Genomic DNA, 25,197 nt, shown 5'->3' on the forward strand with positions numbered 1-25,197 from the left:
AGATTATTGTATAGTCCGCGCTTTTTGGAGGTTTCCCTTGCTTAACGCATCCACGCGCCTGAACAAATACATCAGCGAGAGCGGAATCTGTTCGCGCCGCGACGCCGATCGCTACATCGAACAGGGCAACGTGTTTATCAACGGCAAACGCGCTGCCGTCGGCGCGCAGGTCTTTCCGGGTGACAGCGTCAAGGTAAACGGCCAGCTGATTGAGCCCCGCAGCGAAGAAGATCTGGTGTTGATCGCTCTGAACAAGCCGGTCGGTATCATCACCACTATGGAAGAGGGCGAACGCGACAACATTCGCGACTTCGTTAACCACAGCGAGCGCATCTTTCCTATCGGCCGACTGGATAAAGATTCCCAGGGACTGATCTTCCTCACCAACAATGGCGATCTGGTGAATAAAATCCTGCGCGCGGGCAATAACCACGAGAAAGAGTATGTGGTCACCGTTGATAAGCCGATCACCGACGACTTTATCGCCGGTATGGGCGCAGGCGTGCCGATGCTCGGCACCGTCACTAAAAAATGCAAAGTGGTGAAAGAGTCCACGTTTGTCTTCCGCATTACGCTGGTGCAGGGCCTGAACCGTCAGATCCGCCGCATGTGTAAGCATTTTGGCTTTGAGGTCACGAAGCTGGAGCGCACGCGCATTATGAACGTCAGCCTGAAGGGCATTCCGCTGGGCGAATGGCGCGACCTTACCGACGACGAGCTGGCGGAGCTGTTTAAGCTAATCGAAAACTCCTCTTCGGAAGAGAAGCCCGCAAAGAAAAAGACGCCCGCGAAAAGCAGCGCGGTGAAAAAGCCGGTTATCAGCAGCGCGCCGAAGAAAAGCGAAAAGAGCGACGACCGCGCGGGCAACCGCAAACGCTTTGTCCAGCCAGGACGCAAGAAGAAGGGGCGTTAACGCCCGCGCCATAACGGCGGCAGCGCGTTGATAAGCGGTTCGGGCGATATTGACGCGCTGCCAGGCGGGCTGGACGTCGGCGATCTCAATGCCTGAAAAAAGCGCTCTCCGCGAGCGTATCGCAGTCCAGATGAAGATACACCGGCCGTCCAGCACCAGCCGATCGAGGCGAAGCCCGCTTCCCGGCCCGGAGAACCGCAGGTCAGCCAGCGCCGGGTATCGCCAGATCGTTGTGATCGCCGGCGCCGCCTTGGCAAACCGTTACGGCTATTTTCTTTTCATCATGCTGCTTCTTTTATCCCTTTGATTAAAAAGCTTTTTAACGCTTTAGCATAATCCATGATAAAGTAGACGCAAAAAAATCGCGCCCGCGTTTAGACGACCGGTCTAATAAAGGCTATTTTGAATTCATGAACACAGTCGCTCACAAGCACAGAGAAGACATTCGCGAACATATCCTGGACACCGGCCAGCGCATTATGGCCAGCAAAGGATACTCGGCTGTCGGTCTCAACGAAATTCTGACGGAAGCAGGCGTGCCGAAAGGCTCGTTCTATCACTACTTCGGTTCGAAAGATGCCTTTGGCGTCGCTATGCTGGAAAGTTACTTTGACGACTATCTGGCGAATATGGATGAGACGCTGAGCCAGCCCAACTGCACGATGCAGCAAAGGCTGATGCACTACTGGCAGCAGTGGCAGGATACGCAATCTTTTCAGGACTGTCAGGGCAAATGCCTGGCCGTCAAGCTGGGCGCCGAAGTGGCCGATCTCTCGGAAGCGATGCGCCATACGCTGGAAAAGGGCACCGCCGGCATCGTGGCGCGCCTGACGGACGCCATTGAGGCGGGCGTAGCGGAAGGGTCGCTGCGCACTGAAGAGAAGCCGGCCGTGGTGGCGGAAACTCTCTATCAGCTCTGGCTCGGCGCCAGCGTGATGGTCAAGATTGTACGCAACAAGCGGCCGTTTGCATCAGCCATGGCGCTGACGCAGCAAATGCTTAACGCTGCCTCCTGACGGGGCGGCAAAAAAGGTCGGCAACGACTTTTTTTATCAGCAGAATCTAGACGACTGGTCTACTATTTAAATGGCAACTTCATTAAGCGGAGAACAGACATGAAAGTATTAATGGTTTTGACCTCGCACGATCGGCTGGGCGACACCGGACGTAAAACGGGTTTCTGGCTGGAAGAGCTGGCCGCGCCTTACTACGCCTTTAAAGACGCCGGCGCCGAAATTACCCTGGCCTCGCCGCAGGGCGGCAACCCGCCGCTGGATCCGAAAAGCAATGAGCCTGATTTCCAGACCGAGCTGACCCATCGCTTCGAGGCGGATGAAGAAGCCAAAGCGCAGCTGGCGTCAACGGTACGCCTGGAGAGCGTTTCCGCCTCCGACTTCGATACGGTGTTCTACCCAGGCGGCCACGGCCCGTTATGGGATCTGGCGGAAGATCAGCACTCCATCGCCCTGATAGAAAGCTTTATTGCCGCTCAAAAACCGGTTGCGCTGGTTTGTCATGCGCCGGGCGTGCTGCGCCATGTGAAAACCGCAGAGGGGCGTCCGCTGGTCGAAGGTAAAAAAGTGACCGGCTTCGCTAACAGCGAAGAAGAGGGCGTCGGCCTGACCAACATCGTGCCTTTCCTGGTGGAGGATGAGCTGATCGCCAAAGGCGGCCTCTATTCCAAAGGCGAAGACTGGGGCTCCTGGGTAGTGCAGGACGGCCTGCTAATCACCGGACAGAACCCGGGCTCATCGGCGGCAACGGCGGCGCAGCTGCTGAAAGCGCTAGCGAAGTAATCGCTTATTCTGCGGCGGCGCACCTTCGCCCGGACGAGGGTGCGCCGGTCGTCTCCTCGCCGTTTTCGCCTCAGATGCGTCGCCTTTAAATCACTGTAATCTGCTTTTGCGCCAGCAGCCTCTTCATCTCCGCATCCGGCTCGCCGTCGACCACCAGCGTGCTGGCCAGCGTCAAATCGCCGATGGCAAACGCCGAGGCCGAATTCATCTTCTCCTGCGATACCATTACCACGGTTTCCGAGGCGCGCGCCGCCAGCGCCCGTTTAATTCCCGCCTCTTCATAGTCGCCGGTGGTCAATCCTGCGTTCTTATGAACGCCCGTAACGCCCATAAAAAAAAGATCGGCATTGATGCGTGCGATAGCCTCCAGCACCGCTGCACCTACCGCCACGACAGAGTGACGATAGAGCAGTCCGCCAAGCATAATCACCTCGACCTGAGGGAAGTCGACCAGCGCCACGGCAACGCTCGGGCTGTGGGTGACGGCGGTAAACGCCAGATCCGCAGGCAGCTGCCGCACCATCGCTTCGGTGGTGGTGCCGCCGTCGATAATCACGACCTGACCGGGCTGGATAAGTCTGACTGCTTTTTGCGCGATAAGCTGCTTGGAGCCGGTCTGCACGTTTTTGCGTGTTTCAAAAGGGGCCACCGCTGCAGATACCGGCAGCGCGCCGCCGTGTACGCGCTGCAGCAAGCCTTCCGCCGCCAGCTCGCGAAGATCGCGCCGTATCGAGTCCTCTGAGACGCTAAAGCGCTGGCTCAGCTCGCTGGACATCACCTGTTTTTCCTCGGCGAGTATCGCCAGGATCTGCTGCTTGCGCTGTGAACTCAGCATAAAGAAACGCCTTTGTTTTTTCTTGATGTTGCACGATTATGCATGATAGCGTGTTTTTTGTCACCTTCCTGAGGAGAAAACATGCAGCCGAACATACGTCACCTGCGCGAGCAGGTGTTATCCAATAACTGGTACACGCTGAAGAAATATACCTTTGAGCAGCAGCGCGCCGATGGCAGCTGGCAAGAGCAGAGCCGTGAAGCCTACGATCGCGGCAACGGCGCGGTCATTCTGCTTTACAACCGCGCGCGTAAAAGCGTGGTGCTGACCCGCCAGTTTCGCCTGCCGGTCTATATCAACGGCCATAGCGGCTATTTAATCGAGGCGGCGGCTGGCCTGCTCGACAACGCCTCGCCCGAAGCGCGCATCCTCGCGGAGGCGGAAGAGGAGACCGGCTTCCAGGTTACGCATGCGGAGAAAGTGCTGGAGGCTTATATGAGCCCCGGATCCGTTACGGAAAAGCTCTACTTTTTCATCGCCGAATACCATGACGACGATCGGCGCGGCAAGGGCGGCGGGCTGGCGGAAGAGGGCGAGGATATCGAAGTGCTGGAGTGGCCTTTCGCCCGCGCGCTGGCGGCGATCCGCAGCGGCGAGATTGAAGATGCCAAGACCATCATCTTGCTGCAGCACCTGGCGCTCAGCGCCGTTTTCGAGGGGGACAGCCAATGATGATTTTGATCGCGGGCCCGGTTCGCAGCGGCACGAACGGCGATCCGGCGTTGATCGATGCCAACCTGGCGAAGATGAACCGCATGGCGCTGGAGGTTTATCAGCGCGGACATACGCCGGTGATCGGCGAGTGGCTGGCGCTGCCGCTCGCGGCCGCCGCAGGATCGACCCACATCGGCGACGAGATCAGCGAGAGATTTCTCTATCCGGTCGCGCATCGCTTAATCGCCTGCTGCGACGCCATTTTGCGCATGCCGGGCGCGTCGCAGGGCGCCGACAATGACGTGCGCCTTGGCCAATCCCTCGGGCTGACGATCTTCACCTCGCCAGAAAGCCTGCCTGTCATCAAGCCGTAGTAAACAGAGCGAAGCGGGTGACAGCTTAGCCGCCGGAAGGCGCGGCGGCTAAGCGTAATGAGTCAGGCAGGACTTAGTGGCGGATCTGCTGCAGATCTTCTTCGGACAGGCCCGTCACTTTCATCACTGAAGGCACGTCCATACCGTTTTTCAGCAAGTTTCGGGCGATATTGAGGCTGGCTTCACGCTCGCCAAGCTGGCGGCCTTGTTCCAGCCCTTGTTCCAGTCCTTTTTTCAGGCCTATCTGCTCAAGCTGTTGTGCAAGGGTCATCAGTTCATCCTCATGCTGCGGCACGCGCTGTGCCAGTTCACGAATCATCGCTTTCGCGTCCGGCGTTTCGCCGGCCTGAAGCATATAGTTTACCAGCGCCATCACCTGCTGTCCGGTCATAAATTCCGTCAGCATTAGCGTGGCCAGCTGATCGAGCAGTCCTCGAAGATCGCGCTGGCGAATATGCTTTTGCAGCAGGGTCAGAGCCGCCATGCTGCGGTGCTGCATAATCTCTTCATCCGGGATCACGGTCACGTCCACCAGCGGAAAATGTCCGCTATAGAGCGCCGCGGCCCGCTCACGTTCGCTAAACGAATCGAGCCAGTTCATCGAGTAAGGATAAGGGCTGCGCTTGCCCTGGTAAAAAAGTACCGGGATCACCAGCGGCAGGGTTTTATGCCCGGCATCAAGATGACGCTGCATCGCCGCCACGGCATAGCGCATCAGCCGAAACGCCATATGCTTATCCGGCGAGCTCTGATGCTCAATCAGGACGTGCACATAGCCATCCCCGCCGCCGGTTTTCAGCGAGTAAAGCACGTCGCTGTAGTAAGGACGCAGGTCATCCTCGACGAAACTGCCGGATTCCAGCTTCAGCGTCGAGAGATCGCAGATCGCCAGCAGCGCGGGCGGCAGATGCAGCGCCATGAAGTCGCGCGCCGTCTCAGGGTGCGAGAGAAAGGTTTTGAACACCGCGTCGTGCGGGGTCGGCGTACTGTTTTTATGCATCCCGATGCGCCTCATGCGGTCTGAAATCCGTTCGGCGCATAGTATCACAAGGTACCCGCGCCGGTTCAGGAATCGCCCTGCCGCAAAAATATTTTCCGGCAGCGAAACTTTTCCGCAGCGGCTGACGAACCTTTGATTACATCCTCCAGGCATGTCGCCTGATTACCCACGGAGAAGAATGAGATGCCGATGAAAAACAACCTGAAAACGCTGGCGGCCGCCACGCTTCTCGCCCTGAGCCTGCCTGTCGCCTCGGCGTTCGCCGCGCTGCAGGTCGGCGACAAGGCGCCCGATTTCACACTCGACGCGGCGCTGGCCGGTAAAGCGACTACCTTCTCTTTGCAGCAGGCGCTGCAGAAAGGGCCGGTGGTGCTCTATTTCTTCCCGGCGGCCTTCAGTGCGGGCTGCACGCTGGAAGCGCACGATTTCGCCGAGGCGACTGACGAATTCAACAAGCAGGGCGCGACGGTCATTGGCGTGACCGCGGGCAATACCGACCAGATTGCGAAATTCTCGCAGCTCGAGTGCCGCGATAAATTCACCGTTGCGGCCGATCCCGGCGCCAAAGTGGCGGCGGAATACAAAAGCACTATGGATTTTAAAGGGAAAACTTTTTCCGATCGCACCTCTTACGTGATCGCCCCGGACGGCAAAATTCTGCTCAGCTATACCGACAAAAATCCGGATGCGCATATCCAGAAGGCGATGGACGCGGTGAAAAAATATCGTCAGGCCAATCCTGCCTGACCCCTGAACCAGGTGAAATTATCATGCTGACAGCTATCGCCGCCGCGTTTCTCGGCGGCCTGATACTCAATCTTATGCCGTGCGTATTCCCGGTGATTTCGCTGAAGGCGCTGAGTTTGATCCGCCATCATGACAAACCGGCGCACGCCCGCGCCGAGGGGCTGGCGTTTTTACTGGGCGTGGTCGTGACGATGCTGGCGCTGGTGGGGGTACTGCTGCTGGCGCGAGCGGGCGGCGCCTCGGTCGGCTGGGGCTTTCAGCTACAGTCGCCGATGGTCATCGCGCTGCTGATTCTGGTGATGCTGGCCTCGGCGCTTAATCTCTTCGGCCTGTTTGAAATTGGGCTTTCCCTGCAGCGGGCAGGCGAGGTGGGCGGCAATCGTGGCGGCTTAGTGGGGTCGGCGCTCACCGGCGCGCTCGCTATCGTCGTGGCGACCCCGTGCAGCGCGCCCTTTATGGCCAGCGCCGTCGGCTATGCGCTGACGCAGCCGCCCGCCGTCAGCCTGGTGATTTTTATCGCGCTGGCGCTCGGATTCGCCGCGCCCTTTACCCTGATCGCCTTCTTCCCGGTACTGGCGCGCGTGCTGCCGGCACCCGGCGCCTGGATGATGACGCTGAAACACGGGCTGGCTTTCCCGATGCTGGGCGCCGTTGGCTGGCTGATTTGGGTGCTGGAACGCCAGGCGGGTTCGGCGGCGCTGGCGGCGATCCTTGGCTGCTGCCTGCTGCTCAGTTTTGCCGCCTGGCTATATGGCATGGCGCAAAAACGCCGTATGATGGGACGTCGCCACTGGGCGCTGCATCTGACGACGGCGGTTTTCCTGCTGTTGCTGGTGCCGCCGCTGATCAATCTGAAAAGCGTTGCCGCGCCTGAAAAGAACGTCGGGAGCGCCGTGGCGGCAGCGGCCGTCGCCTGGTCGCCGCAGAACGTGGATGCGATTAAAGGCCAGGGCAAGCCGGTACTGGTGAACTTTACCGCCTCCTGGTGCATCACCTGCCAGGTTAACGACCGCACCTCTTTGTCGACTCAGGCGGTGAAAGCGGCGATGGCGCGCACCGACACCATCTATATGGTCGCGGACTCCACGAAATATAATCCGGACGTCGAGCAGGCGCTCAGCGATTTCGGGCGAGGCGGGCTGCCGCTCTATGTGGTTTATCCGGCAAACGGCGGAAAACCGCTGGTGCTGCCGCAGGTCCTGACGCCGGGCATCGTTATTTCGGCGCTTGAGCAGGCCGCTGAAAGCGGAAAGAAAACGTGAACGGGTGAATATTGATTAACCTCTTAGCCGGGCGGATGGTTCAGCCTTTAAGCGCGGGCGATGCCCGCCACTGACGCGCGCGCTCAGCACTGGCCTCTCTTAATGGCCCGCGCGCAGGCTGGCGATAAAGCCGCCTATAACCAGCTTCTGAAAGCGATGGTGCCCGCCATCCGTGCCATGGTGCGCAAAAAAAATCGCCGACGACGCGCTGGTTGAAGATGTGATTCAGGAGACGCTGCTGGCGATACATCGGGTGCGCCACACTTACGATCCGCGCCGTCCCCTGCTGCCCTGGGTGGCGGCTATCGCTTCGGCAAGGGCAATCGACGCCCTGCGTCAGCGTGGCCGCCAGCATGAAGTGCAGGACGAGGACGTCCTTCACCGCCTGACGACGGAAAAGAACGAGGCCGATGCGGGCGAGGATGCGCTAAGCGACTGTTTAGGCGCGCTGCCGGCACGTCAGCGACAGATCGTCGAGTCCGTTCACCTGCGCGAACAGAGCCTGGCCCAGGCGGCGGCTGAGGCCAATCTTTCGCTTTCTGCGGTCAAATCGCTTTTGCACCGCGCAATGCTCAACCTGCGTAAATCTGGAAGTGGCAAGCATGAGAAATCATGACCAACTTATCGAACAGCTCAGCACGTCAGCGCAGCCGGTCAGACGCATCTGGCCAACGGCATGGCGCGTCACTGGCTGGATCGCGGCGGCGCTGCCCTGCGGCGCGCTCGGTAGCTGGGCGCTGCACAGCCGCTACACCGACTGGTCGCAGCCCGGCGCGCCGCTGGCGATAGCGGCCTTGCTGTTGTCTTTTATGCTGGGCGTCGGCGCTATCGCCGGAGCCTTTACCCTTAGCCTGGCGGGACGGAAGCCGCCCGCGCTGCGTTACCTTCTTTTGCCGGCGCTGGCGTGGCTGGCGCTCAATCTCGGCAACATGACCGCCGCGCAGGTGCCCGCTGGCGCAGGACGCTTTGGCGAGGGCATTCACTGCTATCTCTTTATGCTGTGCGCGGGCCTGCCGATGATGGCGATCTCGGTGTTCAGCCTCTATCGTACCCGCTCGCTCTTTCCGGCAAAAAGTCTGGCGCTGGCGGGATGCGGCATCGCTTTTATGTCGTCGATGCTGCTGTCGCTCTGCCACGACACGCAGCTGCATATGATCGATTTTTTAATGCATCTAGCAGCAGGCCTGACGCTGGTTGCGCTCACGGTGGCGACCGGACGTCGCTGGGTCCGTCTGGAAGGCGACGCGCGAATCTGACTCTCGCGGCCCTGCTGCTTGCATCACCGCGCCAGCGCATAAATTGCGTCGAGGCTCTCTTTAAAACGCGCCGGATTATGGTGCGTCTCTATTCGCCGCAGGGCGTTTTGAGAACGGGAGAGAACAGACGCCCGGTCCGCCAGGATCGCCAGCACTTGCGCTTTCAGCTGGGCCACCATCAGACGCCTCAGCGCTATTTTATCCTCAACGGACGCCACGGTGAGTTCAAACATCGCGTTCAGAGGACAGGCGAGGGTCCAGCCCGCGGCGTCTGGATTTATTTCAGGCAGCGCGCGCACGTTGGTGGTGATAACGGGACAGCCGCACGCCTGCATTTCCAGAACGGAAAAGCCATAGGTATCTTGCCAGCTAGGCAGCAGCCCGACATGGGCGCGCTTAAATAACGCGATGAGCTCGCTGTTGGGTCTGGACGTAGCATGAGTAAAAATATTATATCGCGTTAGCGATTGTTCAATTTTACTGTAAAAAGCGGCTTCATCCTGATATTTGCCATGAGCGATGTTATACCTATTGTTAAGATCGCCTGTTATATTCACCTCGACGGTATCGGCATTAATTACCCCTTCTTCGGCCAGCTCGCTAAAAGCGAGCACCACCTCGGCGCCGCCTTTGCGATAAAATTCATTACCAACAAAGGTAAAAATTAGCTTTTTGTCAGGCGTATCGCGCGGCCCGTCATAAAGCACCGGCTGCGGGGGATGCAGCTTATGCATTTTAGGGATGATGGCTGCCGCCTCGTCAGGAAAGGCTTCCAGCAGTTTTAGCTGAATCTGCCTTGCGGCTTCAGACATCGCCACGATCGCCACACACTGCGGCGCGGCGACCAGCCTGAGCGCTTTCTTTAGCGCGGGATTGGCGAGTTTGGGCACGCCCGGCACCGGCAGAACGCGTGGCAGCTCGGTTTCAAAGGTGGCGATCCAGCGCTGCCGGGTCTGAGCCACCTCGTTAAACAGATGGATGACCTGGGTGTCCGCCGGCATAAGGAAACGGAAAGGCCAGAAGATAAAGACCTTATTAGCACGCGCCAGCTTCTGTCTTATTTTATTGATGTAAAGCCATATATTTTTATAACGAAAATCAAGGTAGGTGTACTGCTCGTTGACGATAATGTTTCTTTTTTCCGGGTAGCCGCGCCCGCTCACTATTATTTTCATATAAGCCCCTGATAAAATTTCGGAAGCAACAGGTGACACGCTGAAAAGCACGCTCAGGTGAAGTGATTATATAATCAACATCTTTTTAATTCCGCCACCGAGTAAAGCAAACCGTAATTATAGGAACATTCCCTTTTTCATTTAATTTATTTAATATTTATTCCTTCACTCTCGCCTTATCTCTATTTATTATCAGCTGATCCGGTTTGAGCATTTGTCTTTTTTGGTTACACCGGGACGCTATTTATTACTTCTTTACTTAATGCAAACTGATTTATTTATCAGTTAATTTTTTTATGCGTTATAGACGCGGGTGACAGGGTAGCAGGGCGTTTAGCTGGCCAGTGACCCCTGTTTTTTACGCAACCTCGCTTTCCGTGCCAGGCTTAAACGAAGCGGGGTTTATCCCCGATAATCGTAAACTTATTAACGAGGATGTGTATGACGCTGCGATCGCTTCAGGCGCTCTGTCTGGTAAATTTTTTTATGGCGGACGTGCGGGACGGACTGGGCCCGTTTTTGGGCATCTTCCTCACCGAACATCACTGGCGAGCGGATGATATCGGCTGGGTGATGTCTGCCGGCGGTCTGGCGGGCCTGTTCGCCACGCTTCCCGCCGGACTGATAACGGATGCGACGCGCCATAAGCGCCTGCTGCTGATTGTCGGCTCGCTGATCATTACCGTGTCGACGCTGCTGCTCTGGTATTTTCCCGATTCATGGGTAACGCTTTTTTCGCAGATCCTCACCGGCCTTGCAGCGGCATTTATCGCGCCCGTGCTGACCGGCATCACGCTTGGCCTGACTGGGCCAGATGGATTCAGCCGCCAGATGGGCCATAACGAAGCCTTTAACCACGGCGGCAATATGACCGCGGCCATTATCGCCGGGATTTCCGTCGCCTGGTGGGGAACAGGCGCCGTCTTCGTTTTGATGACCGCCATGGCGCTCTGCGCGGCGCTTTCCGTTTTAGCTATCCGGCATGAAGATATCGATCATCGCCTTGCGCGCGGATTAAGCGGCGATGACCACCGGCTTGCGGTGCCCAGGCTTTCGGTTATTCTGCGCAACCCCGCCATTATCATCACCGGATTGACGCTGCTGCTGTTCCATCTCAGCAATGCCGCGCTGCTGCCCATGCTGAGCATGCGTGCCGCCGCCGCCCATGACGGGACGATGCCTGCCGGCGTTTATGCAGCCGCCACCGTGGTGATTTCGCAGTGCGTGATGATCCCGGTAGCCCTGTTTGCCGCCAGCCGCGCGCAAAAGTCGGGCTATTCACTACTGATTACGGCGGCGCTGCTGGTGTTGCCGCTGCGCGCTGCTATCGCCTCTGCCTGGCCTGGCGCCCTGGGGATGATCCCGGTTCAGATACTGGATGGCCTGGCGGCCGGACTGCTGGGCGTGGCGGTGCCGGGCTATATTGTTAACGTGCTGGCGGGAAGCGGGCATACCAATGCAGGGCAGGGCGCGATTATGCTGATGCAAGGGGCGGGCGCCGCGATGAGTCCGGCGCTGGCGGGCACCATTGCCGCGCGTTACTCCTACAGCACGGCATTCGCGGCGCTGGGCGTTATCGCTCTGACGGCGCTCGCGCTCTGGTGGGTGGGCGGTCGGTTCGAGCGAAGAAGCGATAATGCTGAATTTGAGAGAGGCAAATAATGCGCGTTTTTAAGGGAAACAAACAATCGCTGCCGGTACGCTATTGTAAAAACTGCAAGAAGCCGATGACCTGGCGTAAAAAATGGGAAAAGTGCTGGGATCAGGTGCAGTACTGCTCCGAACGCTGTCGCCGGGAAGCAAAGCGCGGCGCCGACGCTAACCAGGCGTGATGCCGAGAAGCGCAATGGGTGCTCTTCACATAAACATGCAACGATTCCTCAACAGAATGACAACGGTAGTCGTATTACCCTCTACGGGCCTAACATTGCGACTATGCTCATCGGGCTGCTTATCGGCAATGTGCTGTTAATTCTTATGAGGATAGCGTTCAAATGCGTAAACTGTCGTGTTTAGTGATTACCCTGGGCCTGCTGATGTCGGTCGCCTCCCAGGCTGAGGCGAAGGGCTGCCTCAAAGGCGCAGCGGTCGGCGGCGCGGCCGGGCATATCAAAGATCATGCCGTCGCCGGCGCGGCGGCGGGCTGCGCCGTAGGCCATCATATGGCCCATAAAAAAGAGAAAAAGGACGCGGAAAAGAATCAACAGCAGGCGCAGTAAGCTGGGTTTCAGGGCTGCCCGGGCGGCCCTGAGTTCGCCGTGCAGGTGAGGCTGTAAGATCTGAACGGCGCTGTGAGCTATCAGGCGCAGTAAAATAGCGGGTAGCACGGGTTTTGCATAAAGTAGGGTAGCGGACAGAACATCGAGGCGGTATGAATATCGCGATCACATTTAACATAATTATGATTATACGAATCATGATCCAGTGTACACACAAAAGGCAAGCCTCAGATTAATGTTTACCACGTAATTTAACGGTTGCCGGTAATACCGTTTGCTGGTTGGTAGGTTCTTCGCCGCCAATCATCGCAGTCAACAGAGTGAAACATTCTTGGGCCAGTCTGGGAACATCTTGCTCAATAGTATCAATCGCGACAGAGAGCGAGTCATAGAGATAGTGATCGTCGAAGCTGGCCATGCGCATATCGCTACTGAGCAAATGGTGCTGGCTCATATAGCGCAAAACGCCTTCCATCAGCCCGCAGGCGGCAGTGAATATCGCTTTAGGAGGACGGCCCAGTCTGGCACAAAGCGCTGCAAACATTTCGTAACCGCTGCTGGGGTGATAAGTACCATGAATGATCCACTCCGGACGAGGCGTGACGCCTGCACGTTCCAGTCCCGCCATAAAGCCCGCAAGACGGTCTCTGGTAGGAGAAAGGCGCGACTGCCCACCCAAAAAATAAATCTCGTCGGGATTAGCGCGCGCCATCCTTTCAACCAGGTCAGAGGTAGGCGTCACAGAGTCGGTGATCACCAGCGGCAGCCTGGTATCGCTCATGTAGCGGTCAAACAGCACCACCGGCAGTTGTTCGCTCAGCTTCACATAGTCGCTGTCGCTGAGCATGCTTGATGCCACAATTAATCCATCTACCTGACGCGCCACAAGGTTATCCACGACCACCCGCTCCTGCCCGGCATTTTCATCCGTACAGGAGATGAGCAACTGTAAACCCGCCTCGCGGCAGAGATTTTCCAGGGCATGAGAGAAAACTGCGAAACCATAATTAGTGATCTCAGGCACCACCAGACCCAGCGTATGGCTACGATTCTCACGTAACAGGCGCGCATGGATACTCGCCTGGTAGTGATGTTCACGCGCCAGCGTTAGTACTCTTTCGCGCGTCTCTTTAGCTACGCGCAACTCTTTGCCCCGGCCATTCAGTACCAGGCTGGCGGTTGCTTTAGATACGCCTGCCAACGCGGCGATATCGGCAATGGTAACGCGTCTGGTTTTTTTCACATCAATGCGACATTTAATGAAACAATGACTTATTCTACCATGAGGTGACGCAACGGCCAGTAGCGGGCATTCACTTCTTCGTCGCCGATCAGCGTGAGTTGCGCGTGATGCGCCGGAAAATAGCGGCTGCTCATCACGCCTTCACCCTCATTGATAAAAATTTCAACGCTGGAGTGATCGCATAATATATGCAGCTCAGTAACCGCTCCACGCCAGTAGCGATAGTGCCATTCGCCGCTCACCAAACTGCGCCGGGCGAGACGCAATCCTTCTCCATGCCAGTCCAGATACAAAGTTTCAGCAAAATTCAGCGTAATACCGCCCGACCCCGTAAGCACCAGTTCCAGCCGCTGCGCTGCTAACACCGGGGCGCCGCTTGCCCGACCGTAATAACGGTGTTCGTCGCCGCGCAATGCCTGCAATTCAGCGACCGGTCGCTGCAGAAGACGGCCATCACGCGCGTCGAGTTCGCGCACGCAAGTCATCTGGTGGAGCCAGGATTGCGCAATTGTTGGCTGGTACATCTCTTCGCCGTCCGGCACGCCCATCCAGCCAATCAACAGCCGCCGTCCGTCGGCGGTAAGCGTGGTTTGCGGGGCGTAGAACTCAAAGCCAGCATCAAGCTCGTGAAAGGGTCCATGAGCGAAGTCGGCGGTGTCGTAATTAAAATTGCCAGCGAGCCAGGCACTGGCATGTGCGTTGAGAAAGCGCTGCTCTTCATGTGCAATGCCCTGCGGGCAGCAAATCAGGAAAGTCGTCTCCCCAAGAGTAAACAAATCTGGGCATTCCCACATATAGCCAGCGTCGCCCAGCCCGTTCAGACCGCTGCCGGCAATCTCGCCTAAAGGGTGCCAGTGACGCAAATCTGCAGAGCGCAGCAGCAGCACCTTGCCCTGCTTATGGCTGTCTTGTGCCCCGAGCACCATGTACCACTGATCGCCATGCCGCCATACTTTTGGGTCGCGAACATGTCCGGTATATCCCTCCGGCAGCGCGATAACCGGCCCCAGCTTATCGAAACAGCCCGCCTCATTTTGGACGGCCAGACATTGCCAGGCGGTGCGCGATCCGTCGTCAAATTTCACGTTGCCGGTGTAGATCAGCGTCAACACGCCGTTATCATCCACGGCGCTGCCAGAGTAGCAGCCGCTGCGGTCAAAGGCTTCATCAGGCATCAGCGCAATCGGCTCATGCTGCCAGTGGAGCAGATCGGTGGAACTCCAGTGTCCCCAGCATTTAAATTTGTGTTCACAGCCCAACGCATTCCACTGATAGAAGAGATGATAGCGACCAGCGAAATTGATAAAGCCATTGGGATCGTTAAGCAGCCCCGTTACCGGCGCAAGGTGCCAGCCAGGATAGTGGGGATCGCTGAGTGCCTTCGGCTGACCACGCATCACTGCGTTAAGAATTTGGGGTAACAGTGTGGTCGAGCCCATTAGTCTGCATCCGTTTTGTATTTGAGCAAATAAGAGAGAATAAACGCAGCGCTAAATGCGATCACCATGCCAGTCGCATAATTGAGCAGTGAGCTTGCCTGCACGATCGCCATGCCGGGAATACCGGTCAGGCCTACTGCGGTCATTGAAACATGCATTGATACCACCCAGGCCCCGCCTAACGCGCCGCCGACCAGTCCCGCAATGAACGGCTTCATAAAGCGCAGATTAATACCAAAAATAGCCGCTTCCGTAATGCCGAGCAGTGCGGAGAAGCCGGATGGCAGCGAAATCGCCTTGATTTTGACATCTTTGGTTTTGAACCAGACCGCCAGACAGGCGCCGCCCTGCGCCACATTCGCCATTGCCCAGATCGGCAGCAGGAAATTAACGCCAATCGACGGATTGCCAAGCAGCCCTGCCTCTATGGCATGGAAGCTGTGATGCACGCCGGTAATAACAATCACCGAGTACAGGCCGCCGAAGAGTAATCCAGCCAGCCAGCCCGCATGAGCAATGAGTGTGCTGAGCACAAATGAAATGCCGTCACCGAGCATACGGCCTGCCGGACCGATAATAAGTAGCGCAATGAAGCCGGAAATGATTACCGTCAGGAACGGCGTCAGGATCAGATCAAGTGCATCCGGAATCACCCGGCGCAGCTGTTTCTCCAGAATACTCATAAACCACACCGCCAGCAGTACCGGGAATACGGTGCCCTGATAGCCGATCATCGCCACTTCTATGCCGAAGAAGTTCATTGTGTGGTATCCGGCCGCTACGCCCCAAGCATTTGTCAGCGCAGGGTGTGTCAGAATGCCGCCCAGCGTGGCGCCGAGGAATGGGTTACCGCCAAATTCTCGCGCAGCGGTGAAGCCAATCAGGACTGGCAGAATGATGAATGCCGCCGAGCTGCACATATCCAGCATGATATAGAGCGCATTGTCAGGGTTTACCCAGCCGTAAGTTTTTACCATTCCCAGCAGTCCCATCAGCAGGCCGGATGCAACGATGGCCGGAATGATTGGGACAAATATATTCGACAGCAGACGCGCGATGCGCTGGAAGGGGTTGAGCTTGCGCGCGGCGATATCAGCCGCTTCTGACTTACTGGCTTCACTAATGCCGGCTTCGCGAATAAAGGCAGCGTAGACTTTATTAACCACGCCGGTGCCAAAGATCACCTGCAATTGTCCCGCATTGCGAAAACATCCTTTAACTCCCTCAATTTTTCCAATTGCGGCGGTATCCGCTTTGGCATCATCCACCAGCACCAGGCGCAAGCGCGTTGCACAGTGCGCCGCGCTGGCAATATTTTCTCGGCCTCCTAGCAACGGCAGCAGCGCGCGCGAGATGTTCACAAAATCCATAATGACCTCAGTTTTTCATTTTAATGCCAACAAAAGGGAACAGGGCCCCCGTGGGGGGCCGCAATATCAGAACCAGGTTTCCATCTGTACGCCGACATTCCACTCACCACCGGCCTTAAAGCCGCTGCTGCCAAAGGCATCATCTGTGGCGTAGTTATCCAGGCGGTGATCCCAGTCCATCCAGCTGGCGAACAGGCGGATTTCAGGACGTTTTAGAAATTCCCCAACGTCGCTCGCCTTCAGCGTCGGCGCCACGGTTAATTTGTAGAAGTTGCCGCTAACGGCGTTGCGGTTGTTGTAGCCTGCAGGACGCAGATCCATATACTGCCAGGAGCCTTCATACTGCATCTCGAAATTCTGGGTAATTTCCTGAATCAGACGCAGGTTAGCGGTAACCCATTTATAGCTGTCGCTTTTGACGTAACGGTCTTTACTGCTTTGCGCCAGTAGCGCCGGTGCGACATGCCAGCCCTCGCCGAGCGGCGTCATGCCATAACTGGCCAGACGCCAGGTATCAGCTTCCGGCAGCAGTGCGCCATCGGCACCGATGGTTTTCACCTCAGCGCCTAAGCCGTGACCATAGAGCAGCGCGGTTTTCGATGCCCCTTCACGCAGGCCATAGAAGCTATCGCTGTGTAGTCCGATTAGCGCATGCACACCGTTGTTCGCTGCATCGTTTTTAACGCGATTGCCGTCAATATCGGTGCGCTCATTATTATCTTTAGCGCGCATGCCGCTCACCATCAGCTGCAGCGGCCCTACAAAATTATTCAGAGACAGAATGTAATTCTGTGCGGTGTTGTCATTATTCTCGATATCACCGAAGGTACGACCGTAAATCGCCAGGTTGCTGCGCGCTTCGTCGCTCCACTTGACGTCATAGATGCCTGCGCCGGTGCCAGCAAGAAACACCACGTCAGAATCAATCCAGTGAATATCGAAGTTATCGCGATCAAAGCGCTTACCAGCCCAGACGGTACTGTCTTTGAACGCACCAGTGAACGTGGGCAACTGTCCAAGTTCCACGAAAGCCTGACGCAGGTTGAGATCGCTGCTGGCGGCACTCCAGTCATTGTAGGTTCGCTGACCGTCGGCCAGCATCGCCTTGAACCTGGTCGTCGCGCCGTTAGCGAGGATTTGCTTATGTTCGAGATTAAGCTCAACGTAGGTATCGGGTTCGTTGCCGAGTCGGCCAACGTGACCGCCAGTTTCTCCTGCCGGCGTGACGGTCGGGCCGCCCTGCGTTTTTGCTGCGGAGCTATTCATCAGCAGCCCTGAACGCGCGTAGCCATGGAATTCAAATCCATCTGTATTATTCCTGCTACTCTGTTCTGGTTTCTCGGCGCGCGGTTCTCTCTGTTCGTTCACGATCTGGGGCTGCTGTTGCTGCTGTTGCGCGGCAGTCAGCTTCTGTGCCTGATTCTCAGCAGCCAGCGCGCGGTATTCCGCAGCACTGGCCCGCTGTTCAGCTGCAGCCAGGCGTTTTTCCATTGCCGCGAGACGCGCTTCAATACTTTCCATAGAGTTAGCCGCCCAGGCGGGGCCAGAACTCAATAATGTGCCGAGGCTAAGCGCTAAAAGACGTTTTTTCACTGGTTTGCATCCCTGAGGTAAGGCCATCATCAATAAAACGTTATTGCTAAACCGATTTAGGTCAGCATCATAGTTGTGCTGATTTTGAAAGCGCAACGGAATTTGCTAAACCGGTTTAGTTGATGTGAGGCATGTCTCAAAACAGGGAGTAAAAGCGATTACTGATTGAGGTGATCCTGCAGTTGCGGGTAATCAGGCAAAGCTGTCATTGCCCCTTTGGCTGTTGTCGCAAGCGCGCCGCATGCCTGTGCGCACTGCAGATGTGCCGCCAGTTGCGCAGCATCAGCAGGAAGCCCGTTCTGCGCAAGTCCCCATAACAGCCCTGCGACAAAGGCATCGCCAGCACCGGTTGTATCGATGCTGAGTACGGGCTTCGCCGGATAGTGAACAAGCCCGTCGTTATACCAGGCCCATACGCCTGCGCTACCCTGAGTGACCAACAGTAATCTGATCGTAAAATGCTTCGCCAGCTCCTCGATAGCGGCTTCAACGTCGGCGCAATCCGCTATCCATATCAGCTCTTCCTCGGAAAGCTTCACAACATCTGCCAGTTGAAGTGCCTGCCTGATACAGCGATGGAGTTCAGCTTTATCCTGCCAGAGATCGAGTCGAATATTGGGGTCAAAACTGACATAGCCGCCTGCGTCACGCACTGATTTCATTGCCTGTAAGGTGGTGCTTCTAGAGGGTTCCTGAAGCAGTGCAATTGAGCAACAGTGTAACCAGTCGTGAGGGATAAACTGAGGGAGATCATGGCGTTCCAGAAATAAGTCCGCGCCTGGGCGAACCATAAATGTGAAGGTACGTTCACCCTCGGCGTCCAGTGCTACTACCACGGTTGAAGTGCGGTGCGTCTTATCCATCAACATGCAGGAGACATCCACATTTTCCCTCTCAAGCACTTGTCGCAAAAAGCGTCCGAAAGGATCGTCTCCCACACGGCCAATAAATCGACTGTTTCCTCCAAGCCGGGCGATTCCCACCGCCACGTTAGCCGGCGCGCCTCCAGGACATTGCAGGAGACGCCCGTCCTCTTCAGGAAGCAAATCAACCACCGCATCACCTAAACACCAGATTCGATTCATCAGTAAACTCCAGTAAAAAGCTAAACCGATTTAGCTATGTGGCGATAGTATGCATTAAGGATTTGGACATTGTCACGGCTGTTAATAATGCCAGGCAGCAGGTAAAGGCAGATAACAGATTTGGATGGCGCTCTTACAAAGGATGCCCGGTTCCATGATAGTGTCCCCAGCCCCTCCTCCGGCTCAAACAACCGGGATAAAGAGAGAGCCGGGCATGTTGGCGTAGCGGTTATGATTTAGCTGACGTTATTGTCGATGGGCTTCTTGATATCACCCCGTTACTTCTGAGAGCGCTTTACGCACGTCGCCGGTCGCCGCCGCATCAAGCGGCGTGACCAGGGCATAATTGTAATGCTCATCACTCCAGTACTGCGCCATCACATTCTCGGCTTTGCGCTCGCCGTGCGGCAGCTTAACCGGACTGAGCGGCCGGATATACCAGGCGAGGCGGGTGCCGTGCGCATCCTGATACATCACCAGCGCCGCCGGGCCCTGCGCCGTTGCTATCAGGCGCGCGCCGAGCGGTTTAAAGCCATACTGCTCCAGATTAGGCGGCAAATTGCCGTTGATAAAATAGCGCCCGACCCAGCTCGCCAGCTCGTTTTGCTGGCTGGCGACCACGTCCATCGGCGTCAGCGTCGCATTGCCGAACAGCTTATAGGCCTGCACCGCATCTTCCATCGGCAAATGACCGGCCATTTGCGAATCTTTCAGCTGCCAGCCGGTAAAGCCGCCGACGCTAAGGGATAGAACCAATACGCAGGCAAGGGCCAGCTTTCGCTGCCGCTGCTGCCGCGCACGGCGGCGAAAAGCGTGCGGCTCGGGCGTTTCCAGCGTCTGCTTTTGCTGGTGCATCGCCTGCCGCAAAAGCTGCATCTCATAACGCATCTCCGCCACGCGTCCGGCAGCCTGAGGATCCTCCGCCAGATAACGCTCGACGCGTCGTGCGGTAGCGTCATCCGCTTCGCCATCTATCCAGGCGTGCAGATCCTCTTCGTCGGGTTTCATTTCAGTCTCCTTAGGGGTAACGGCTTGACCTTGCCTTCTAATTTCTCATGCAGCAGTTTTCGCGCCCGGGAGAGACGCGACATCACCGTTCCCAGCGGGATATCCAGCGTCTCGGCCGCCTCTTTATAGCTCAGCCCCTCCACGCTCACCAGCAGCAGTATGGCGCGATAATCGGTCGGCAACGTCGCGAACAACGCCAGCGTATCGTCTGCAATCGCCATCGACTCCGTAGAGCTACTCAACGCCTCCTCGCCGGTAAAAAAGGCGAGAAGCGTTCGATAGCGCTTCCGCCGCCGTTCGCCGTCGATAAACTGCCGATAAAGAATGGCAAACAGCCAGGCGCGCAGGCTCTGCTCATCCCGGCTCTGCGGCGTTCGCGTCAATGCCTTGATTAAACAGCTTTGCACTAAATCATCAGCGCTGTGCGGGCTGCGGGTCAGCCACAGCGCGAAGCGTTGCAGATGCGGCATCACGTCCCGGATCTCTTCGTCAGTCAGCTGCGACACAGGCTTTCCTCAGCGTTTGCGGGTTCCCGCCATACTGTTAAACACGCCGTCGCGCAGCACCAGCGCATGCAGTAACGCCGCCGCCAGATGCGCCATGATGGTCAGGAAGAGCAACAGCGCGACGATGGAATGCAGCGGACGCAACAGCGCGTACCAGTCGTTATTCACCGGCACGATGGCCGGCAATACGAATCCGCCACCAAGGGTCACCGGATAGCCCGCCGCCGAAAGCATCGCCCAGCCAATCAGCGGCTGAGCCAGCATCATTGCATACAGTGCCCAGTGCGACAGGTGCGCCAGGGCGCGCTGCCAGGCGGGAATCGAGCCGGGCAGCGGCGGAATGGCGGTATAAAAGCGCAGCCACAGCCGAACCACCACCAGCACGAATATCATCAGGCCCAGCGGCTTGTGAATCGCCACCAGCAGGCCGTGCAGCGAGGAGACGGTCGACACCATCGCCACACCGATAAATAACATAGTCATTATCGCCAGCGCCATTAGCCAGTGCACCAGACGCAGCGCGGGATGAAAATAGGTTACCTGTTTCATAATGGATGACCTGCCTGTTCAGACTGTTCGCGGGTGCGCTGGTTGTAGGATTTGGCATAGGCTGCAGAGCGCGCATTCAGTAAGGGATCGTCGGAGGCGGCGATGCCATCGGGTAGAATCAGCGGATCGTAATTGATATCGTTGCACGGGCCCTGCTGCTGAGGCAGCGAACGGGTCACCACCAGCGTCCCGGCATTAATGGTCTGGCGATCGGCAGGCCAGACTTTCGATGCGTCGTTACCCGCATCGCCCGCGCCAGCCAGGGTTACCATTAGATCCCATTTCAGCGGCCCGTTCGCCAGACGCTGCGCAAGATCCTTTTGCAGGAAATCTTTGTCGGTTTTCTCTTCCGCGGTCTCTGGCTGACGGGGCGTTTGCGCCACCATACTCCAGCGCACCAGATGCGCAGCGCTGGATTTATCGATAAAACGGAAGGCATTCAGGCTGTTGAAGCTGTCGCTGCTCCAGCTGGACGAGGGCACGTACCCTTTTATCCAGGCGAGGAAAGGTTTGATTTCCGGATGCTGAAGCACAAAGGCTTTCATTCTGGCCGGATCGGGTTTGCCGGTAGCCGGATCGGGTCGCGAAGCGACCTGCTGATCGTAGAACCCCTGCACGGTGGCAACCGGAAAGAACGGGATCGCATTCATGCCGGTACGCCACTGCTGTCCGTCCGCCTGTTGAAACAGCAGCGCCATACTGCGCACCGGAACGGCATAATCGGGCGCCCCGGGGTTGCCGCCGGCGATGGCAAAGCGCCCCGTTACCGGCGTCGTCGCGCCCTGCGCGAACAGCGGCGCGCGCGAGAAGACGCTGGCGTTGCCGGTTGCCCTAAACTCGCCGATGACGCAGACCCCTTTGGCGTGATTGCGCCGATACCCAGGATGTTCGCCGCCGGACTGCTGCAATGCCGTAGCCAGCTTATCGGCGGAGAGACGCTGCGGCGCCAGCCAGCCGCCGGCCCATAAAAACACGATGATCAGCGCCAGCGGAACCACGCCGACCAGCGCGAGGCGCGCGACTTTCTGGCCGGTGGAAAGTGGAGAGTTCGTCATAGGATAGGATCGCCTGTTTGCAAAGAGCGCATAAGACGAACCAGCGACAGCTTTATTCCCGAGGCATAAGATTTTTTTTTCGGCTGCGGGGAAACCGCTCAGGCTGTCGGTGACGACGTGGAAAACAAGCGGAGCGGCGTCATGCAGACTCGCGCACGACAAGTTCGCCGCTCAGCAAGATGCGCTGCCTGGGCAAACCTGGATCCCGGATGTTGCTGACGATCAGCTCTACCGCCTGCCGTCCGGTTTCCTCGCTCGCGGATGAGACGTAGGTCAAAGAGGGAGACGTAAGATTGACCTGCAGCATATCCTCAAAGCCGACCAGTGCGACCTGCTGCGTCAGGAAGAGATCCTTGCCCAAAGTGCGCCCGACCTGCTGAATGCCGTTAAGACAGCCAATCAGCGCCGTCGACGAATGACAGAGCAGTGCGGTAAGGGTGTTGTTTTTTTCCAGCAGGTGGCCCGTCGCCAGACTCGCCGCAAAGGTATCGTCGCTGCAGGCAGGCGCGAACTCGTCCTTGTGCGCAATACCGTTTTGCAGCAGGCTGGCCCGCAGCCCCTGCAGCCGCTGCGTGCGCAGCAGCGAATCCGCTTCGCCGCCGATATAGCCGATATTACGATGGCCGCGATCCAGCAGATAGCGCGTCGCCAGCGCCGCAGCCTGTCGATTGTCGCGCATTACCAGATTGCACGTTTCGCTGATTAGCGTCTGCGAGACCACCACGAACGGTAAGGGGCAGCGTCGCAGCCGCTCCGGCACGGTGGGATTAACGGTGTCGGACGTCAGGTAGATAATGCCTGCGACGCCCTGCTGTTTAAACGAAAGCAGGCAGCGTTCCAGGCTCGCCTCGTCATCGTGCGGCTGACCGAGAAACAGCATAAATCCCTTTTTCTCGAGCTCTTTAACCACGCTCGCCATCACCTTAACGGTATAGCTGTCGCTGAAGTCGCAGAGGATAAGCCCTATCAGATTAGAGGTGCTGGCGCGCAGGTTGGCGGCGGCGACGTTATGCACGTACCCCAGCCGCTGGATAGCGGCCTGAACCTTCTCGATAGTCGCATCGGAAATCTTGCCTTTCTGCCGTAAAACCAGCGAAACGGTAGAGACCGATACGCTAGCCTCTTTAGCCACATCGATGATGCTGACTTTTTTCAAACCTGCTCCTGATAACAATCCGATCCATTATTCCAGCGCGCGCTCCCGCCGAAGCCGGAGAGCGCCGCTGCCTGCTATTTGGCCATCATGGTCGACATCGTCTGCGCGATAAACTGCGCGCGGGCGCCGAAAATAACCTGAATGCCCGTATCACCGACAAAGACCACTCCGCGCGCGCCGACGCCGTTAAGGCCATCCTTATCGACCAGTTCGCTTTTCACTACCTCAAGCCGCAAACGGGTGATGCAGGATCCGACAGTATTGATATTTTGCGCCCCGCCAAGCAAGCCGATAATTTCGGTCGCAATCTCGTTATCCGATTTATCGTTCATATTGGCCGTTACAAGGGTGCGGCCTGGCGTTTTGATATCAAAGCGGCGGATAACATAGCGGAACGTAAAGTAGTAAATCAGTCCCATCGGCACGCCGATGATCACGGCGTTGAGGAAGTGGGTCTGATAGCCGTTGAACGAGGGCAGAATGCCGAATGAGAGGTAGTCGATAAATCCGGCGGAAAATGATTTAGCGATATGCGCATGCATCAGATACATCATCATGTAGGCCAGGCCCGCCATGATGGCGTTAAACACGTAGAGGATCGGCGCGACAAAGATAAAGGTGAACTCAACCGGTTCGGTTATCCCCGTCAGGAAGCAGGTGAGCGCGGCGGAGAAGAGGATCCCGGCGGCGATTTTTTTATTGGCCGTTTGCGCTTCGTGATACATCGCCAGGCAGGCGGCAGGCAAAGCAAAGAGCATCAGCGGGAACTCGCCCTGCATGAACTTGCCGGCGTTCCGATAGGAGTCGCTGCTGAAGGATTTAACGCCCTCTTCCAGCATCTTAAACCAGATCGTCTGGTCGCCGTGGATCACCTGGCCGGCGTGCGTGGTGTAGTCGCCGAACGAATACCAGAAAGAGGGATACCAGATATGATGGAGCCCGAGCGGAATCAACGCGCGCTCCACTAACCCGAAAATAAAGGTGGAGGCCGCCTGATTATCGCCGTTCACCACCACAGAAAGCGCATCAATGCCCGACTGGATATGCTGCCAGATATAGGGCAGCAGCAGCCCCATCAGAAATGATAAGCAGGCCGTAGCGATGGCGACGAAGCGCTTGCCCGAAAAGAAGCCGAGGAACTCAGGCAGCTGCAGCGTGTGAAAGCGGTTATAGCACCAGGCGGCCAGGATGCCGCAGAGCAGACCGCCAAACACCCCCATTTGCAGCGTGGGTATGCCGACCACCATCGCATATTTTCCTCCTTGCGACGCCATCTCCGGGGTAATGCCCATTACCGTGCCGATAGTGATATTGGTAATAAAAACCGAGACGGCGGCGGAGAGCGCCGCAATGCCCGACTCAGACGCCAGCCCGACGGCGGAGCCGATGGCGAACAGCATCGGCAGGTTGTCGAAGATGACGCCGCCGGCGTTCATCATCAGCGGCAGATGGAATTTGTCGCCGAATGCCAGCAGCAGACCAGCGGCTGGCAACAGCGAGATAGGCAGCATAAGCGCGCGGCCGATCATCGATAGTTTGGATAACGACTTTATCAATCCTGAGAACAGACTCATGCTGCTTTCCCCGATTTAAGACCCTGGATGACACTTTTTAAGTGCTGTTATAAGTGGTAGAACGTTCTACTAGAACGTTCTACTCATCATTCGAGAAGCCTGTTCAACAGGCAACTGATATTTGGCCTTCAGCCAGAGGATTTACTGATATTTTTGAAGTGGATCGTAAAAGCTGGGCTGCGTACCTGAACGCGCCCGCTTTTTGAGCCAGAGAGTGAAGAGCACGTGCCGAAGGAATGCCTGAGGTCGTCGTCACCCCATGAACGGGGTGGAAAGAGGCAGTGTGAGTCGCTTAGCAGGGTGATACAGCGCGTAAGGTAATGGTCCCAACTTATTGATAGTGTTTTATGTTCAGATAATGCCCGATGACTTTATCATGCAGCTCCAT

Annotated in this window: 25 protein-coding genes and 1 pseudogene; 12 read left to right on the top strand and 14 right to left on the bottom strand. The window is 57.1% G+C overall.

Annotated elements, in window-relative coordinates:
• The first annotated feature begins 37 nt into the window (after window positions 1–37).
• The 3 genes from rluF to HA46_RS16180 all read left to right on the top strand — a co-directional run bounded on the left by rluF (window position 38) and on the right by HA46_RS16180 (window position 2,709).
• On the top strand, window positions 38–913 hold the full coding sequence (gene rluF / locus HA46_RS16165) for a 23S rRNA pseudouridine(2604) synthase RluF (RefSeq protein ID WP_033755631.1): 876 nt from the start codon (window positions 38–40) through the stop codon (window positions 911–913).
• 410 nt (window positions 914–1,323) lie between these two features.
• Entirely contained in the window at window positions 1,324–1,929 is a 606-nt protein-coding gene (locus HA46_RS16175; RefSeq protein ID WP_033755629.1) for a TetR/AcrR family transcriptional regulator, read from the top strand.
• Between the two features lie 99 nt (window positions 1,930–2,028).
• Window positions 2,029–2,709, top strand: coding sequence for a type 1 glutamine amidotransferase domain-containing protein (locus HA46_RS16180; protein ID WP_033755628.1), 681 nt, complete (start codon window positions 2,029–2,031; stop codon window positions 2,707–2,709).
• Window positions 2,710–2,794: 85 nt separating this feature from the next.
• Here the strand turns inward: HA46_RS16180 and HA46_RS16185 are convergent, their stop codons facing one another.
• Entirely contained in the window at window positions 2,795–3,544 is a 750-nt protein-coding gene (locus HA46_RS16185) for a DeoR/GlpR family DNA-binding transcription regulator (protein WP_084885393.1), read from the bottom strand.
• 81 nt (window positions 3,545–3,625) lie between these two features.
• Between HA46_RS16185 and HA46_RS16190 the strand changes: the two genes are divergently transcribed.
• Both HA46_RS16190 and HA46_RS16195 read left to right on the top strand, forming a co-directional pair.
• Window positions 3,626–4,216 (top strand): NUDIX hydrolase, encoded by a 591-nt coding sequence (locus tag HA46_RS16190; RefSeq protein ID WP_084885395.1) that lies wholly within the window; start codon window positions 3,626–3,628, stop codon window positions 4,214–4,216.
• Window positions 4,213–4,572, top strand: a complete 360-nt coding sequence (locus HA46_RS16195; protein ID WP_084885398.1) for an NUDIX hydrolase — start codon at window positions 4,213–4,215, stop codon at window positions 4,570–4,572. Before HA46_RS16190 ends, HA46_RS16195 begins: the two co-directional genes overlap by 4 nt.
• Window positions 4,573–4,645: 73 nt before the next feature.
• Here the strand turns inward: HA46_RS16195 and HA46_RS16200 are convergent, their stop codons facing one another.
• The gene (locus HA46_RS16200) at window positions 4,646–5,572 is read right to left on the bottom strand and encodes an Rpn family recombination-promoting nuclease/putative transposase (RefSeq protein WP_033755621.1); all 927 of its coding nucleotides are present in this window, start codon (window positions 5,570–5,572) and stop codon (window positions 4,646–4,648) included.
• A 183-nt stretch (window positions 5,573–5,755) separates the two neighbouring features.
• On the opposite strand from HA46_RS16200, the gene HA46_RS16205 reads away from it, so the two are divergent.
• The 4 genes and pseudogenes from HA46_RS16205 (at window position 5,756) to HA46_RS16220 (ending at window position 8,837) form a co-directional block, all read left to right on the top strand.
• On the top strand, window positions 5,756–6,319 hold the full coding sequence (locus tag HA46_RS16205; protein ID WP_033755619.1) for a peroxiredoxin: 564 nt from the start codon (window positions 5,756–5,758) through the stop codon (window positions 6,317–6,319).
• A gap of 23 nt (window positions 6,320–6,342) precedes the next feature.
• Entirely contained in the window at window positions 6,343–7,581 is a 1,239-nt protein-coding gene (locus tag HA46_RS16210; RefSeq protein ID WP_084885400.1) for a protein-disulfide reductase DsbD family protein, read from the top strand.
• Window positions 7,582–7,641: 60 nt separating this feature from the next.
• Window positions 7,642–8,197 (top strand): annotated as a pseudogene (locus tag HA46_RS16215) (sigma-70 family RNA polymerase sigma factor).
• Window positions 8,184–8,837, top strand: a complete 654-nt coding sequence (locus tag HA46_RS16220; RefSeq protein WP_084885402.1) for a DUF1109 domain-containing protein — start codon at window positions 8,184–8,186, stop codon at window positions 8,835–8,837. The pseudogene HA46_RS16215 and the gene HA46_RS16220 overlap by 14 nt, the downstream one beginning before the upstream one ends.
• A gap of 23 nt (window positions 8,838–8,860) precedes the next feature.
• Here HA46_RS16220 and HA46_RS16225 read toward each other — a convergent pair whose 3' ends face one another.
• Window positions 8,861–10,012, bottom strand: a complete 1,152-nt coding sequence (locus HA46_RS16225) for a glycosyltransferase (RefSeq protein WP_084885405.1) — start codon at window positions 10,010–10,012, stop codon at window positions 8,861–8,863.
• 441 nt (window positions 10,013–10,453) lie between these two features.
• On the opposite strand from HA46_RS16225, the gene HA46_RS16230 reads away from it, so the two are divergent.
• From HA46_RS16230 to HA46_RS16240, 3 genes are all read left to right on the top strand, one after another.
• Complete coding sequence (locus tag HA46_RS16230; protein ID WP_084885407.1) at window positions 10,454–11,674, top strand: MFS transporter; 1,221 nt, start codon at window positions 10,454–10,456, stop codon at window positions 11,672–11,674.
• A complete protein-coding gene (locus HA46_RS16235) occupies window positions 11,674–11,844 on the top strand; it encodes a DUF2256 domain-containing protein (protein ID WP_071997469.1) in 171 nt (56 codons plus the stop codon). Before HA46_RS16230 ends, HA46_RS16235 begins: the two co-directional genes overlap by 1 nt.
• A 162-nt stretch (window positions 11,845–12,006) precedes the next feature.
• Window positions 12,007–12,231 (top strand): hypothetical protein, encoded by a 225-nt coding sequence (locus tag HA46_RS16240; RefSeq protein ID WP_033755612.1) that lies wholly within the window; start codon window positions 12,007–12,009, stop codon window positions 12,229–12,231.
• A 232-nt stretch (window positions 12,232–12,463) separates the two neighbouring features.
• Here the strand turns inward: HA46_RS16240 and HA46_RS16245 are convergent, their stop codons facing one another.
• The 11 genes from HA46_RS16245 to HA46_RS16295 form a co-directional block, all read right to left on the bottom strand.
• Window positions 12,464–13,474 (bottom strand): substrate-binding domain-containing protein, encoded by a 1,011-nt coding sequence (locus tag HA46_RS16245; protein ID WP_033755610.1) that lies wholly within the window; start codon window positions 13,472–13,474, stop codon window positions 12,464–12,466.
• Between the two features lie 29 nt (window positions 13,475–13,503).
• Window positions 13,504–14,913 carry a sucrose-6-phosphate hydrolase gene (locus HA46_RS16250; RefSeq protein ID WP_084885410.1) on the bottom strand — a complete coding sequence of 470 codons (1,410 nt, stop codon included), beginning with the start codon at window positions 14,911–14,913 and terminating at the stop codon, window positions 13,504–13,506.
• Window positions 14,913–16,283: a sucrose-specific PTS transporter subunit IIBC gene (locus HA46_RS16255; protein WP_033792455.1), complete on the bottom strand. Its 1,371-nt coding sequence runs from the start codon at window positions 16,281–16,283 to the stop codon at window positions 14,913–14,915. Before HA46_RS16255 ends, HA46_RS16250 begins: the two co-directional genes overlap by 1 nt.
• 66 nt (window positions 16,284–16,349) lie before the next feature.
• Window positions 16,350–17,876, bottom strand: coding sequence for a carbohydrate porin (locus HA46_RS16260; RefSeq protein ID WP_084885412.1), 1,527 nt, complete (start codon window positions 17,874–17,876; stop codon window positions 16,350–16,352).
• Window positions 17,877–18,034: 158 nt separating this feature from the next.
• Window positions 18,035–18,961 carry an aminoimidazole riboside kinase gene (locus HA46_RS16265; protein ID WP_084885414.1) on the bottom strand — a complete coding sequence of 309 codons (927 nt, stop codon included), beginning with the start codon at window positions 18,959–18,961 and terminating at the stop codon, window positions 18,035–18,037.
• A 270-nt stretch (window positions 18,962–19,231) separates the two neighbouring features.
• Entirely contained in the window at window positions 19,232–19,969 is a 738-nt protein-coding gene (locus HA46_RS16270) for an anti-sigma factor family protein (RefSeq protein WP_033755601.1), read from the bottom strand.
• Window positions 19,966–20,475, bottom strand: coding sequence for an RNA polymerase sigma factor (locus HA46_RS16275; RefSeq protein WP_227741457.1), 510 nt, complete (start codon window positions 20,473–20,475; stop codon window positions 19,966–19,968). Before HA46_RS16275 ends, HA46_RS16270 begins: the two co-directional genes overlap by 4 nt.
• Window positions 20,476–20,484: 9 nt before the next feature.
• Window positions 20,485–21,024: a cytochrome b gene (locus tag HA46_RS16280; RefSeq protein ID WP_033755600.1), complete on the bottom strand. Its 540-nt coding sequence runs from the start codon at window positions 21,022–21,024 to the stop codon at window positions 20,485–20,487.
• Window positions 21,021–22,079, bottom strand: a complete 1,059-nt coding sequence (locus HA46_RS16285) for a catalase family peroxidase (protein ID WP_084885417.1) — start codon at window positions 22,077–22,079, stop codon at window positions 21,021–21,023. Before HA46_RS16285 ends, HA46_RS16280 begins: the two co-directional genes overlap by 4 nt.
• Window positions 22,080–22,218: 139 nt before the next feature.
• On the bottom strand, window positions 22,219–23,235 hold the full coding sequence (locus HA46_RS16290; protein WP_084885419.1) for a substrate-binding domain-containing protein: 1,017 nt from the start codon (window positions 23,233–23,235) through the stop codon (window positions 22,219–22,221).
• A gap of 74 nt (window positions 23,236–23,309) precedes the next feature.
• Window positions 23,310–24,809, bottom strand: a complete 1,500-nt coding sequence (locus HA46_RS16295) for a PTS transporter subunit EIIC (RefSeq protein WP_084885421.1) — start codon at window positions 24,807–24,809, stop codon at window positions 23,310–23,312.
• Window positions 24,810–25,197: the final 388 nt, after the last annotated feature.

Origin of the sequence: Pantoea septica (assembly GCF_002095575.1) — a bacterium.
GTDB lineage: Bacteria > Pseudomonadota > Gammaproteobacteria > Enterobacterales > Enterobacteriaceae > Pantoea > Pantoea septica.

Coding starts and splice junctions, on each gene's coding strand:
- HA46_RS16175 (WP_033755629.1), top strand. CDS start 1,324: ATGAACACAGTCGCTCACAAGCACAGAGAAGACATTCGCGAACATATC.
- HA46_RS16180 (WP_033755628.1), top strand. CDS start 2,029: ATGAAAGTATTAATGGTTTTGACCTCGCACGATCGGCTGGGCGACACC.
- HA46_RS16185 (WP_084885393.1), bottom strand. CDS start 3,544: ATGCTGAGTTCACAGCGCAAGCAGCAGATCCTGGCGATACTCGCCGAG.
- HA46_RS16190 (WP_084885395.1), top strand. CDS start 3,626: ATGCAGCCGAACATACGTCACCTGCGCGAGCAGGTGTTATCCAATAAC.
- HA46_RS16195 (WP_084885398.1), top strand. CDS start 4,213: ATGATGATTTTGATCGCGGGCCCGGTTCGCAGCGGCACGAACGGCGAT.
- HA46_RS16200 (WP_033755621.1), bottom strand. CDS start 5,572: ATGCATAAAAACAGTACGCCGACCCCGCACGACGCGGTGTTCAAAACC.
- HA46_RS16205 (WP_033755619.1), top strand. CDS start 5,756: ATGCCGATGAAAAACAACCTGAAAACGCTGGCGGCCGCCACGCTTCTC.
- HA46_RS16210 (WP_084885400.1), top strand. CDS start 6,343: ATGCTGACAGCTATCGCCGCCGCGTTTCTCGGCGGCCTGATACTCAAT.
- HA46_RS16220 (WP_084885402.1), top strand. CDS start 8,184: ATGAGAAATCATGACCAACTTATCGAACAGCTCAGCACGTCAGCGCAG.
- HA46_RS16225 (WP_084885405.1), bottom strand. CDS start 10,012: ATGAAAATAATAGTGAGCGGGCGCGGCTACCCGGAAAAAAGAAACATT.
- HA46_RS16230 (WP_084885407.1), top strand. CDS start 10,454: ATGACGCTGCGATCGCTTCAGGCGCTCTGTCTGGTAAATTTTTTTATG.
- HA46_RS16235 (WP_071997469.1), top strand. CDS start 11,674: ATGCGCGTTTTTAAGGGAAACAAACAATCGCTGCCGGTACGCTATTGT.
- HA46_RS16240 (WP_033755612.1), top strand. CDS start 12,007: ATGCGTAAACTGTCGTGTTTAGTGATTACCCTGGGCCTGCTGATGTCG.
- HA46_RS16250 (WP_084885410.1), bottom strand. CDS start 14,913: ATGGGCTCGACCACACTGTTACCCCAAATTCTTAACGCAGTGATGCGT.
- HA46_RS16255 (WP_033792455.1), bottom strand. CDS start 16,283: ATGGATTTTGTGAACATCTCGCGCGCGCTGCTGCCGTTGCTAGGAGGC.
- HA46_RS16265 (WP_084885414.1), bottom strand. CDS start 18,961: ATGAATCGAATCTGGTGTTTAGGTGATGCGGTGGTTGATTTGCTTCCT.
- HA46_RS16270 (WP_033755601.1), bottom strand. CDS start 19,969: ATGAAACCCGACGAAGAGGATCTGCACGCCTGGATAGATGGCGAAGCG.
- HA46_RS16280 (WP_033755600.1), bottom strand. CDS start 21,024: ATGAAACAGGTAACCTATTTTCATCCCGCGCTGCGTCTGGTGCACTGG.
- HA46_RS16285 (WP_084885417.1), bottom strand. CDS start 22,079: ATGACGAACTCTCCACTTTCCACCGGCCAGAAAGTCGCGCGCCTCGCG.
- HA46_RS16295 (WP_084885421.1), bottom strand. CDS start 24,809: ATGAGTCTGTTCTCAGGATTGATAAAGTCGTTATCCAAACTATCGATG.